Genomic DNA, 12,853 nt, shown 5'->3' with positions numbered 1-12,853 from the left:
GCTGCCGGCAGCTGAACGCGCGCATCTCGGAAGGACGTGACCTACGTCAGAAGTCAGGGGGGCGGAGCTCGGTTTAGTCCTGCGGCGACAGGGAGCGGCAGAGATACTGCAGCAAATTCGAAGGCGCAGCTTGGAGACCATGCAGGCCCCGACGGTCTCGCTTAAGTAAGGAATGACCATGCCGCGCGCTACGCGTGCTACAACGAACGAAACATCGCTCAATGACGAATGGGTGCAACATATCATCCGGCGCGCTGTCGTCGCGGCCATCTTGTGCGACCCGAAGGTCGTAGAAACGCTGCTGCAAATCCCCGATGCGGTGCTGGGCCAAATGTTCAAAAATCATCTCTGTGAAGTCACGGGCACAGCCATGGTGTTCGGAATTGACCTACCTGCGCTTCGAGAGGAAGGAGAGACTCTTCGCAAGCGCGTCAAACGTGCGTCGAAGGGGACACTAGGACATGAGCCTTTGCCGGCGGCTAATAAAGCGAACTCCGAGCGCTACGCTCTTGTGCTTCAAGGCAAAGTGCTTCGGACCCACGACTTTTGCAATGCCGCCGGCATCACGGAAAAGACGCTGGATAAGTATGTCGCCTCAAATCGCATGTTCCGTGTCTACTTTGGTCCCGACGCCTATTGCCCGGCGTTCTTCCTCTCGCCCATGATTTTCCGTGATGACTTCAGAAAAGTCATACGTGGTCTGGGCAAAATCGACTCGTGGACCATGTTCGACTTCTTCATGACACCGATTGAGTCGCTGGACGGCGCTACGCCGCTCCAGCGGCTATCAGCCGAAGATGTCAAGCCAGTAGTAGCGGAAGCCGCGAACTATGCGGAACAATATGCGCGACTGTTTCCGTAACTACGAGACCTCAGGTTCTAACGTCTGCCGGCCATGAAGGAACTCCTGACGTTCGCCCTCAGTAACTCCGCACTTCTGGTCGTGCCAGCAGTCGCGTTCGTACTCAGCTTGGTCATGCTGCGCATCAAAAAGAGGTACTTGAATGAAGGGATTTTGTTCGGATGCAAGCCTATCGCGGAACGCGACCGTTGCGCATCGAAAGAGGGAAATGAGATGAACTCGGGTACCGATATTGACCTGGAGATTGCGCTTCGCACGTTTCACCGGCTAGGCCTCGAAGGGGGCGATTTGGGTTACGAATATTGGCATGCAGTGGGACAGCTACTGAAACGAGCTGCTGGCATGCAGATGGAAATAGACTCGCTGAGCAGGGAACTCGAACGGTGTCGTGCAATGTGCCGGAAGGCGGATTGAAAGGGATGCAACATCACGGCAACCAACGCAACGCTTCGAACTGACCCTGGCGCCATCGGATACCGCGGTGTCTCTCGAGCCGACCGCTTCATATAACTCAAGCTATTGTCTGAGGCCGAACCATGAGCAATGACTCAAAACCGACGGCACTGGTGCTGGACGAACCGACACCGACTCTTTTCGTTGACTTCGATGGAACGCTTCACCGGGGTCGAGGACTCCTGGATGTCAGCGGCAGTATTTCGCTCGACACTGGCAACGCCCCCTTCGAATTCGCTCCTTTGCTTGCAGGTCTGCTCGAACCGTATCCACGGGTTGAAATCGTCCTGACCACCTCGTGGTTATACAAGCTACCGCTCGAGACAGTCGTTTCATATTTGCCAAAGCAATTGGCGATGCGTGTCGTTGGTTCGACGCGCGGATACAAGGCCAGGTTCGGTTATCTGCAAGACGGCTCTGCTCGAACGTACATCATTCGGTCGTACGTGTTTGAGCATAAGTTGAAACACTGGCTTGCTCTCGACGATTCGGTATTCGGCTCGCATCATCTGAGCACGGACTTCCTCAACCTCGAGCAACATCTTGTGTTGCTCGATAGTCAGCTGGGAGTTAGCGCCCCGGAAGCTCAGCGGCGAATTACTGATTGGTTGATTGAGGTGCACGGGGCAAACGCTTGACTGCAGAAGAGAGCTTCCACCGCACAGCGCGAAAAGGCGGTGGCCCTGCGTTGAACGAGGCATCCGGTATCCAACCCAGCCCTTAAATACTCAGCTGCTCTAACGCCTTGGTGGCCTCGAGCCCGGAAACACCAACCCCTTTTACAATCGATGCGTTGATGGCAGTAGTAGCGCCAGTAAGCGACGAGTAGCAATGGACTTGTTCCCTAGCTAACAGATTCGTAACGCAAAGGAATAGAGGCGTCTCAATAGTGGGGCGCCTAGCCGCGCTGTGGCGGACTGTACCGCCGCACCGCGTAAGGCGCTGCCGCCTCGATTTTCCATCTGGTTGTCTGCCCGGGAGCCGGCGGCATAGTGAATTTTTACTATGGTACAAACCTGCGGCTCGACCGATAAATGCAGTGAATTCGTTGAGGAGAACAGCTGCTGAATCGCTGCTCAACGGGTTTCAATCTATCGGAGCGGAGGCGCACATGGACCTGTTAAACATTCGCCGCAGGCAGATGCTAAGGATTGCAGGCGGGCTCGCATTAATCCCGGTTCTTCCCGGCTGTGGGGGCGGAGGCGGAACAGACGGCGGAACAGAGGGCGGCACAAATGCGTCCGCGGCCCCGGCTACGAACGCTCAAACTGACGCAGCGCCCTTCTCAAGCCTCCAGGTAACCGTGCCAGCCGTCCAGGCGGGCGATAGCTTTGAGGCGAGCTGGAGCAACCTGAAGCGGGCAGTCAAGCCAGCTGTGGTCGATAGCACCACGCTGGCCGTTCCGGTGCCTCCATACATGACATCCGATTCGGCTTGGAATGCAGGAAGCGCAACAGTCACGGTCGCGCGTTCAAGAGCTGGCGTTACGTCGACAGTGGCTACCCGACAAGTGACAATTTCGGCGCTGCAGCACAGTCCGTATCTAGCGGGAACCATGATACGTGAGACTGTTGCATTGAAGATGCGGCTCAGCCAGGCCTCTGCAACGAAGGTAATGCCAAGGTCCGGGAGTGGATACCTGGGTCGGATGCAGTTCCTGTTTGGTCCTCTCGGCCTGGGCACAATCTCGATGACCGCGGAGCAAATCGATGTGCTAGAGGCGATACTATACAGCTCGTTTCAGGCGGCCGGTTTGACGCTCCAGACTGCAACACGCAAGCTACTCGTTACGCCCGGCGCGGTGATACGCGCAGCGAGCATCGCGGATTTCTCGGCAGCCGACCTTGATTTGAAGGGCATGGCGGAAAACCTCGCCAACCATGTGCACGAATCCGCGGGCACGTTCATCAAATATGGCGGGGCCGCGATAATCGCCGGTGAAGTATTGGCGTTCGCGCCCCTCGCCGTAGCAGGGGCTGCTGCAGTCGCGACGGGTCTGCTGTTCGGCACAGCCGAGGGTGCGATACTGCAGAATGCCAGTGTTTTCGGAAGTCTTGATGCCGATACCCGGGTCCAATGGAAGGAGACCGTGCAGTTCTTTGTGTCAAACGTTTCCGCCAACTACTTCGACAATCTCCTTGCAAAATACACCGGCGTCGTCGGAGAAAACACATCAAACCACATCACAGCGTTTCTTACGGACCTCAGCAGGTCGCGCGTGGCAGACAAGCTTGGAGAGGCGTTTGCGAGAGCAACAACCAGCGTCACCTCATGGGTAAGCGACGATTATTCGCCGCCGGAGACATCCTCTGCCTGGCTTCAGTTTGACCAGACTCCAGATGGAGCGGCTATTAACGCTACAGGCGCAATTTCCGGCTCCAGCGACCCGTGGGGTATCCAGGCCGCCGATGCTGCTTCTTCGGCAGGAGGCGCAGGGCAGGTGGGTTATTGCCCAAGTCTGGTCTACGGTATCCCGTGCAATTGAATAAATTGTCGTAAATGGGAGGACCGTGTGAAACAGGCAACGACGCTATTCCTGCATGGCGGGCCGGGCCTATCGGCCATCGTGGAGCGGGCGCTGTACGGTGAGACGCTGCCGGTGGTCTGGTGGGACCAGCCTCGCTGCGAGGTGCTGTTCGCGCGGCCCTACCAGGCGCTGCTCGATGACGTCGCGCTTGAGGCAGAACACCTGGCCAGTCGCGGGGGAGGCAAAATCAATCTGCTCGCGCATTCCTTTGGCGCTCACCTAGCGCTCTACCTCGCCATGCTGATGCCGGAGCGAATCGGGTCGATAACGCTTCTTGCGCCTGTCTTCAATCCTGCAGACGCGCTGACGCGAGTCGGTGAGCACCTGACGTACCTCGCGCCGGACCGCGGGAGCCTGCGCGACGCGCTGGTGAGCAACCGTGAACAGAACAGCTTCGACTCGTTCTGGACACTGGTTGAGCGGATACTCGAGGTCCCAGGATTTCTTGATGTGTATTGGGGCCCCGAGTCTCATGAGCGCCGGCGCTGGTTCCTCTCGCTGATAGAGCGGGAGCCGTGGCTCGACATCAATACGCTGCGGACAATCCTGCTGGATTACTGGGCCGGTCGGGCGCTCACCGTCCGGACGACGGTGAGAGGACCAGTGGGCCTGGTGTTTGGCGTGCACGATGTGCTGGTCGACGCCGCGCAGGAGGCAGTCGCCTGGAAGCGATATTTCCCGCAGGCAACGTCGCGTCAGCTGAACGCCGGTCATTTCGTCCATCTTGAGACGCCACCTCACCTGTGGCTGCCGGGACGGACCTAAAAACGTGCGTACCGTAGCTGGGCGACCAACTCCGCATTGTTGCGCGCGCCTATCCGCTCATGAATTGTGTGAAGATGGTTGTTCACCGTAGACGGTGCGATGTGCAGCGCCTTTGCTACTTCCTTGTGCGTGAGGCCGGCGGCAACCAGTTCAGCAACTTCGCGTTCGCGGTGGGTCAGATTGTCGACCGGTTCCCGGGCCCGGCACTTCAGGAACATCAGGCTCCTGGTCGGAAAAGGCGCGACTACAATCCTGCGGCCGTAGAAAGGCTTGCAGGGCGCATCCTGCAGCGTTCGAAACAGCTCGCGCGGTAGAGAGCCGGACGACGTGCCGGGCCATTCCATGTCGAGCGTTGTCGTAAATTGCGCTTCGGCAAAGCAGAAGAGGCCGCCCCGGTCGACCACTGCCACGCTCCACCTGCTGTCATCGAGCTGCCGGATACGCTCAGCTTCAAGTCGTTGACTGATTTTCAAGGCCTCGAGCAGGTGCGGAAAGACCGTTTGCATGAGGCTGCGCTCGGCTTCTGTGAATGGTCTTCGCTCATAGGCGCCATACAGCGAGATGGAAGCCGCCAGTCCTGTTGCGGGATTTTTCAAGCCGGTAACGAGGCCGTGTTCATGCCGGTAACGATGAGCGTATCTCTCCAGTTCCGGCGCGTCGTGGCAAAGGTCAGGCAAATAGCAGTTAAGCGTCACACCCGAGTGCGTCGAGCAATGGAACGCGACCTTGTCATGGTGACGGACGGGCTCGTAGTCTTGCAGGCTTTCCGGTGAATCGTTGTAAAGATAGGGCGCATGGAATACGAGGCCGTGGTCGTCGAAGCGCCCGGTGCCCCACCTGGCGACATCAAATGGCAAGGACGCTTTAAGCAGGAGCAGCGCCCTTTCCTGAAACTGTGCGAATGGCACTTCATGCGCACATTGGTAAAGGCCCACTACCAACGCATTGAACTCATCCACACCTTCGCTCCCTGCTTATTGTTCGTGGACGATTTCGCCAATCGTGGGGCGTTTCACATCGATGAAATATAGCCGCATGTGCGGATTATTCACGTGGTAATTACACTTAGCTGTCACGGATGGAGTATTGAATTAGAAGTGACAGACATCAGAAAGCGGACCTGAAACTTCCTAGCCCGACTTCGGACTGCGGTGAAGAAGACCCGGACTGGGTAGTGACCAGTCCGGGAGAATTGATGCGCCTCTATTGCCTCGCCGGTTCCGCCATATCTTCCCGGGAGCGGGCGTCGAGAATCGTCAGGCGTTGCGGGTCCAGTGTGATGACGATGTCGACCCTGCTACGCAGTTCCTTCACCTCGATGGTGTCGCAGCCATCGGCCAGCAGCTGTTTGCGAACCTTCGTGTAAAACTCGCGCTCCAGCTCGCGAATCGCCCGCTCGTCGAACAGGTCGGCGCATTCCTGTCTGCACCGGCTATTCAGCGCCGCCAGCTCGCTCAGGGGCATCGCGTATGCGTTGCCGACATCCGCGTCGACCTCGAGGCAGCGTTCGCCATAGCGTAGCGCGAGGTCTGGCTGGACAGCCAGCCAGACACCGAGAAAGCTGTTGCCGGAGATGCCGGGGCGCGCACTGTGGTCCATGCTGAACCGCTCGAATACCGCGTCGGTGCCGTGAAGAAGCTTCATCTTTTCCTCAAGAGAGATAAGTCCAAGGGCGTATAGCGCCGCGGGCTCTACCGGGCGTGGCCCTGTAACCAACTCCCGGAGGACAGAATGGAAAAGCACCGTTGCACACTCTTGAATTTGCACCGATTAGCAATGCCAGGCGTCTCCAGCTACGCCGCGACCTGGATAACCTGAAGGCGACCGCGGCACGCAAGCAGGTCACGCTTGACCGTTATGACGAGCCGCCGACGACGACGTATCGAACGATTCCCCACTTAAACATCCTAAAACTCACTAGCGCTCCGTTCATTCAGTTACTTTTGCCAGCGCTGCGTGAGCACGACCATAGTGAAGGAGGCTCGAAATGGAACCACCGGAAGTTCGGAAATTTCGTCGGACTGCAAGGGACCGCCCTCCGCCAATGCCACCATTCCATCCCAGATGAAAGCGTCCGGCTCCTCTCCCTTGCCAAACCACCCGTGATATTCGAAAGGGTCAGTATTCGGCGGCAAATCAAATGTGCCAAACGTGGGACATTCCTGGCCTGCGCAGCCAGTGTCGAACAGTATGGGAACGCGTCCTGCTGTTTTCCACATGTCGATGGCTTCCCAGACTTCCGGGTCAGAGATGTCAACCAGCCAATAAAGTTCTACATCTCTAACCCGCAGTCGAATGAAAACGCTTGCGGCGAACTCATAAGACCCAAAGGTTAGGCAAGCCTCCTCTTGGCCGCTGGCCAAGAGGTCCGTTATAGAAGCTGGTGCTGAGCATGTGAGAACTGGCGTGTTTTCCCCCAATTTTCCCAGCTTGCGCGGTCCGGGCTTAAAAAGCCAAAGAGGCACCAACGTACCGAAGTTCCCACATCGACGATGTATATCAATCTTGCTCATTCGTTCTCTCTCCATCGCCGTCCTATCTTGAAGGACTTCCATTCGTATAGCGTTTTTTATAGGTGATGATTTGCTAGGAGCGACAGGATTTCGACTCAAGACTTTGCGTCGTGAGTAAGGCATTTCGACAGTTAGACAGCCCCTCACGACCGATGACTCAGTCGACGGAAACGCCGGCCGGGATGCACAATCCGCGCGCAGGTCAAAAGGACGAGCGAAAATCAAGGACATTTTCGGGTGCATGGGCGCGCGGCGCCTCGCGATATTCCGGATGAACATCGACACTCGAAAGCAGTGCCTTCGGACAGGGGCGCATGGCGATTGCTGATGTCGGTGGGAATATGGTAGGCGCTCGATACTTCGTAGTCGGTTCCTCTGTTCGAGCGCCTGGTCAAACTGACCATGAACTGGCCGAGCGAGATGCCGTACTCGCTCTGAGCCATGTCCGGGCGACGGCTAGATGCAAGCACGCAATGAGCGGCAAACTCTGCGTTCGGTCACGTTCTCGCGATGCAACTGTTCTGTGGAAGTTCATCGACATGACTTGACCTTCAGCCGACGAAGAGATGTATTGTCGTCGTCGGCTGGTCGAGGCTTGCCCTACAAGCTCCCAGTTTTTCCAAAAGCGTATTCTCATGCCGAAGGAAGCGCGAACCGAAGCGACGCTGCCTTCTCCAGTCCCCTTCCTGCATTTTTGAGCGCGTCTCGACTTAACGTCTTGCCCTCCAGGTGCGACTCTTTGTCGGCAATGGTGTACCAACATTCCAAGCTGACGATAGTGTCTGACCTTCCTCGACTTGCGCCGTTGTCAATTCATTTGCTAATTGCGATTTGCTGTGAATGGCGGATTCGTCGCCAGTTGCAGACGCCAGATTGAATAGTGTGTAAGCAATGACCTTGTCTTGCCTTACGGCCTGACCACTGTTATACAACACGCCAAGGTCGTACTGGGCAACCCCGTGACCTTGCTCGGCGGCCTTTCGAAACCAGAGGACGGCTACACTGTCGTTTTCAGGAACACCTTGACCCTTCAAATACATGAAGCCAAGATTGCTCTGTGCAAGAGCATCACCTTGCTCGGCGGCCTGTCGATACCAGTTAGCGGCTTCCTGGTAGTTTTGCGGAACGCCTCGGCCATCATCATACAGGATGGCCAGATTGGTCTGAGCATCAGCATCGCCTTGCTCGGCGGCCTGTCGATACCAGTTAGCGGCTTCCGGATAGTTTTGTGGGACACCACTACCGTGGTCGAACATCTCGCCTAGACAGAACTGAGCAGCCGCACTACCTTGCCCGGCGGCCTTCCGAAACCAGCGGAGGGCTTCCTCATAGTTCTGCGGAACGCCATTGCCATCCCGATACATGATGCCCAGATTTTTCTCGGCATCAGCATCACCTTGCCCGGCGGCTTTCCGAAACCAGCTGAGGGCCTCGTTGTAGTTTCGTGGAACACCTTGGCCGTAGAAATATAACTGGCCGAGAGAGTTTTGAGCATTAACTTGAGCTTGCCCAGCGGCCTTCTGAAGCCAGTCGACGGCTTCCCGGTAGTTTTGTGGAACACCTTGGCCATTGCGATACATCGAGCCAATGTTACGCTCTGCCTCAGCGTTTCCTTTCTCGGCAGCCTTCCGAAGCCAGTTGAGCGCCTCCTGATAGTTTTGGGAGACGCCCTGGCCATCGTAATACATTGAGCCGATGTTGTTCTCCGCGATAGCACTGCCTTGCTCAGCAGCCTTTCGATACCAGTTGAGTGCCTCCTGATAGTTTTGCGAAACGCCTCGGCCATTTTGATATAAGTTGCCAAGATTGGTTTGAGCATCGGCATAACCTTGCTCGGCAGCCTTCCGATACCAACTAGCGGCTTCCTGGTAATCTTGAAGGACACCACTACCGTTTGTGAACATCAGCGCAAGACTGTACTGGGCGCCCGCATTGCCCTGCCCGGCGGCCTTTCGAAACCAGTTGACTGCTTCCTCAAAATTTTGAGAAACACCTAGGCCCTGGGAGTACATTAACCCGATGTTGTACTCCGCATCAGCGTTTCCCTGCTCGGCAGCTTTTCGGAGCCATTCGAAGCCTTTTTGATTGCTTTGAGGAACACCGTAGCCTTGGGCATACATCAGCCCAAGGTGTGTCTGGGCGTCAGCGTTTCCTTGCGCAGCTGACTTCAGGAACCAGTTGAGAGCTTCCTGAGAGTTTTGAGGAGTGCCCTCGCCGTCGGAATACATTTGCCCAAGAACGGCCTGGGCTCTAGCATCACCTTGCATCCCGGTGTCAAGAAATTCATTAAACGCAGTTTTGTAGTCCCCTTTTTTATAGTCAGACAACGCTTTATCGAAGTCTGCATAGGCGGGAACCGAAATTGCACTTGCTACGACAGCATAAAGGAAGGTCGTCGAAAATTTGATTGTCATTAGGAGATTTCTGAAAAGGCAGAGTCTAACAAGTGGAACCCATCACTTAACGCGCAAAATTTGCATCTCGGACCAGCCCCGACGTCCGATGACCTTTCGAATGACGTTCAAGATGGTAATTCCTACGTCTCATTTTTCGAGCAACACATCAAAGCTGATTCGTCTTTTTCTGCGCCGATTCCTTCTGCTGAGCGGTAACCCATTTCTTATAACTGACCTCAGCGCCCGGTGACCAGTAATCCACGTCGAAACTGAAATTCATAAACGCGTATTGGAGTTCAATTGATGCATTGGGCGCTTTCCAGAGGGCGGAACCATCGGCAAGTTCAGGAAGATTCTTGCGCACCGGAGAGTATTTGCTATCAAGTTGATGGGCTGTCGACTGAACCGCTGGATTACCCATTCCTCCCTTGTTGAATGTCATCTCGACCAGCATCGTGACGTTTGATGGCCCGCAGACTATTAACATCTTCTGCAGACCGTCCACACCAAAACCATCTACCTTGTCGAGAACGAACATGGTCCCTTTCGACCAGGAGGACTGGTCCTTGTTACCGCTTACACCTTGCGTACCGTTCAGTTTGGCTTCCACTTGGTCGCACGTGGTTTTGCCTACCTCGATTCCCATGGGTGCGGCGACCGATGCAGCATAGCAGTTGGCGCCCCACGTGGTCACAGCGCTGATAACAATTGCTTGAACAAGACTTCGCATTTTTTAATTCCCCGTAGTGAGTGGATTTCTATTTCAAAATAGGACGGCAAGCCGTTCATTAGTCGCGCGCATCTCGGATGCGCGGCGGTTCCTTCTGCAAATGCTGTTGGTTCTACCTCGCAATACCATTTGGAATGGCGTCAACGCGCAACGGAGTATCATCTCCCGCGAGCAAAAATCCTGCCCAGGCGGACACTGGATGCCCCGTTTCGCGTAATGAAAGTTTTGCCAGCCTTAGCGCTTCGCCCTTCTTAAGCCCGCGCGATAGCGCGTTGTAAAACGTCGCCATCAGTTCGACGGTTGCATGGCTCGGCACGGGCCACAGTGACGTTACGGTGCCTGCTGCGCCGGCGCTTTCCAGCGCGCGGCGCAGGCTCGCCACGCCTTCTCCGATGTCAATGTCCCCGTTACCGGTGTCGCAACCGGAAAGAACGGCCAGTTGTGTTTGGTCGAGCGACAATTGTGCGATGTCGTTGGCAAAGAGAACTTCAGGTCCCGCTGTGCCCGCTAAAACCAAGGCTGCGCGACGCCCCGGGAAGAGCATGTCAAAGACGGCTTCACTCAATGGGTCGTGCTCCGTGTCGCTCGCGTCCGCAAGTGCTTTGTTGTCGAGAATCACTGCGTGACTGGCAACGTGAAGGACCGGGGGGGATGAGCGCAAATTCAATAAAGCGTCGCGGGTTGCATCTGCCCGTTCAAACGAAGTTGACGCGATTCCTATGCGGGCGAGACTACCTTGCACCGCGTGTGCCTCATCTGCCGTCTCCGGTAAAGGCGGAACGTCAATTTCGCTACGCGCAAAGATACCTGCGGACAGGCGCCATCCATCCGAGGGCGCACCGTTATCTGAGATGTTCCCGGAAGGTGGCGCGTACGTTGGGTTAGCGACAATGCAGGCGCGCGCAGTCGCTACCTTACTGGCGCGCTTTATAGTGAGTTGCGCGAGTGACGTTACATATCGGATTGAGCGATGAAGAAGTTGTAGTTGCCCTTTGTTATCAGGCAGCACCTCAAATGGCACCAAGGTGATGGGACCGTCGGGGTCAATGACCCATTGGGTATTCCGTTCGACTGTGGCGGGGAGTTCCCCGAGCAGATGCTGCGCAAGGAAGCGCCCCTGCTCAGTCCAGTCGCTGTTGGCCAGTATTGCACGCCGCATGGCAAATACCGCGCGGTCGATGTGGTCGCAGGCGCCGACGTCGCGGACTTCGATTATTGTGTTTGAGATGCAATACCGCAAATAGCGCTTCGATGTCAGGCTTCCGTTACCTTCCGTGAGCCCGGTGACGTATTGCGCGTAACCAATCGCCACATCGCCGTTCAATGCGGTGCGAACCTGGGGCAACAACGTGCTACCAGGTACAATAATGTCGCCGAGTCCACGTGCGCGAAGTTCCGGCATCGCCTGCTGCATGGCAAAGCCCTGCTGCATCGTCAGCTTGAACAAATTGGCGAGCCCACTATTTGTGGGCTCAAGCGCCATCATCTGGTCGTCTATCTCGCGCAGGCACTGCCGAACCTGGGCGGTTTCGGAGTCTGAGGAAGTTTCGAGCAACAGATTTGCCCGCTCCGCGTAGCGAAGACCAAGGCCCTTGTTCTGGATTACGAGTGCGACAATTTCCTCGGACACGTTTGCCGGAAGAATCCTGCTATCGGGTCCAGATAGTCTGAATCCGAGCCTGACCGCCATCATGTCCCGACTAAGGGAAAATCCAGCGAGTTGAGCGTGATAGCTTGGCACCCGTGCGACCATGCCTTGCTGCCGCTCAAAGCCCAGATTCAATGCTTTGTGAAACGCCTCATCGGCCAATTGCCGTTGTCCCGCACGCGCGAGGAGTACGCCAAACTGGAAGAAGCGATGCTCGGCCGCAAGGCGGGCATTGGCGTCGGCAGACGAAGGAAGGCGCACCCCGGCCGTACTATCCTGATAGAGCTGCGCGACGGACTCCGGCTTGCCACACGCCACATACGCGCGTGCAAGCATGAGCGGGATTTCGGCGGTATTTACGTTGCTTTCAGCAATCAGGTCGCTAATGGTGTGGACCTGCGGCGTGCCCAGCATGGCTTGGGCGATTGCACCTTGTTGCTTGAAGCGCCGGAATAGCTCATCGCCCATTAACTGAGGTGTAGCAAGCAAACTTTGAGAGATTGCTCCAGCCAACTGTAGCCTGAAGCTCTTGAACAGTTCTTTGCCCAAGGCGTCGTCGTGCATCTGCAGATAGCCATAGAAAGGCTCAACGCGCTCGCTGCGTAACCGCGCGTCGGCAGCCCTAGCCTGTTCGAGAACGTTGAGTGCATCCGCGTTGCGACCAAGAGAGAGGAGCGTGTATCCGTAGTAGAGGTTCACGCTCAACCGCCATGGCCAGCGAACCTCGGGCCGTTCTTCGACCAGGGCGTGAGCTTGTGCCAGCATCGGATATGCCTCAGCAGGCTCTCTCTTCTGGAGCAGGAGCATCGCAGGCCCAACCAACTCTCCAAGTTGTTGCGAAATGTCCTCAGACGTGCCGACGGCCGCTTGGCTAAAGCTCGAGCGAAATGGGAAAAGTGCCGCCAACCCGGCAAATACCAGGATTCGTCGTGCTCGTGATGGTGCACGGGTAGCGTGAA

11 protein-coding genes are annotated in these 12,853 nt (G+C 56.4%); 5 read left to right on the top strand and 6 right to left on the bottom strand.

The window, feature by feature from the left end:
- Positions 1–178 precede the first annotated feature (178 nt).
- The 5 genes from P0D84_RS18960 to P0D84_RS18940 all read left to right on the top strand — a co-directional run bounded on the left by P0D84_RS18960 (position 179) and on the right by P0D84_RS18940 (position 4,607).
- On the top strand, positions 179–862 hold the full coding sequence (locus P0D84_RS18960; RefSeq protein ID WP_408338850.1) for a hypothetical protein: 684 nt from the start codon (positions 179–181) through the stop codon (positions 860–862).
- A gap of 33 nt (positions 863–895) precedes the next feature.
- The gene (locus P0D84_RS18955) at positions 896–1,276 is read left to right on the top strand and encodes a hypothetical protein (RefSeq protein WP_408338848.1); all 381 of its coding nucleotides are present in this window, start codon (positions 896–898) and stop codon (positions 1,274–1,276) included.
- A 122-nt stretch (positions 1,277–1,398) separates the two neighbouring features.
- Positions 1,399–1,953 carry an HAD domain-containing protein gene (locus tag P0D84_RS18950; RefSeq protein WP_408338846.1) on the top strand — a complete coding sequence of 185 codons (555 nt, stop codon included), beginning with the start codon at positions 1,399–1,401 and terminating at the stop codon, positions 1,951–1,953.
- A 1,010-nt stretch (positions 1,954–2,963) separates the two neighbouring features.
- Complete coding sequence (locus tag P0D84_RS18945) at positions 2,964–3,800, top strand: hypothetical protein (protein ID WP_408338844.1); 837 nt, start codon at positions 2,964–2,966, stop codon at positions 3,798–3,800.
- A 27-nt stretch (positions 3,801–3,827) separates the two neighbouring features.
- Complete coding sequence (locus P0D84_RS18940; RefSeq protein WP_408338842.1) at positions 3,828–4,607, top strand: alpha/beta fold hydrolase; 780 nt, start codon at positions 3,828–3,830, stop codon at positions 4,605–4,607.
- On the opposite strand, the gene P0D84_RS18935 is transcribed toward P0D84_RS18940, so the two are convergent.
- The 6 genes from P0D84_RS18935 to P0D84_RS18910 form a co-directional block, all read right to left on the bottom strand.
- Positions 4,604–5,566: a helix-turn-helix transcriptional regulator gene (locus P0D84_RS18935; RefSeq protein ID WP_408338840.1), complete on the bottom strand. Its 963-nt coding sequence runs from the start codon at positions 5,564–5,566 to the stop codon at positions 4,604–4,606. The two genes, P0D84_RS18940 and P0D84_RS18935, sit on opposite strands and share 4 nt — an antisense overlap.
- 244 nt (positions 5,567–5,810) lie before the next feature.
- Positions 5,811–6,251 (bottom strand): hypothetical protein, encoded by a 441-nt coding sequence (locus tag P0D84_RS18930; RefSeq protein WP_408338838.1) that lies wholly within the window; start codon positions 6,249–6,251, stop codon positions 5,811–5,813.
- 293 nt (positions 6,252–6,544) lie between these two features.
- On the bottom strand, positions 6,545–7,120 hold the full coding sequence (locus P0D84_RS18925; RefSeq protein WP_408338836.1) for a hypothetical protein: 576 nt from the start codon (positions 7,118–7,120) through the stop codon (positions 6,545–6,547).
- Positions 7,121–7,830: 710 nt separating this feature from the next.
- Positions 7,831–9,534, bottom strand: a complete 1,704-nt coding sequence (locus tag P0D84_RS18920; RefSeq protein ID WP_408338834.1) for an SEL1-like repeat protein — start codon at positions 9,532–9,534, stop codon at positions 7,831–7,833.
- Positions 9,535–9,682: 148 nt separating this feature from the next.
- Complete coding sequence (locus P0D84_RS18915; protein WP_408338832.1) at positions 9,683–10,246, bottom strand: hypothetical protein; 564 nt, start codon at positions 10,244–10,246, stop codon at positions 9,683–9,685.
- A 112-nt stretch (positions 10,247–10,358) separates the two neighbouring features.
- On the bottom strand, positions 10,359–12,659 hold the full coding sequence (locus P0D84_RS18910; protein ID WP_408338830.1) for a CHAT domain-containing protein: 2,301 nt from the start codon (positions 12,657–12,659) through the stop codon (positions 10,359–10,361).
- Between the last annotated feature and the right edge of the window lie 194 nt (positions 12,660–12,853).

The organism is Paraburkholderia sp. RL17-337-BIB-A (assembly GCF_046025895.1).
GTDB classification, from domain to species: Bacteria; Pseudomonadota; Gammaproteobacteria; order Burkholderiales; family Burkholderiaceae; genus Paraburkholderia; species Paraburkholderia fungorum_C.
The sequence above is the reverse complement of the archived record's forward strand: the minus strand, read 5'-3'. Positions and strand labels throughout refer to the sequence as shown.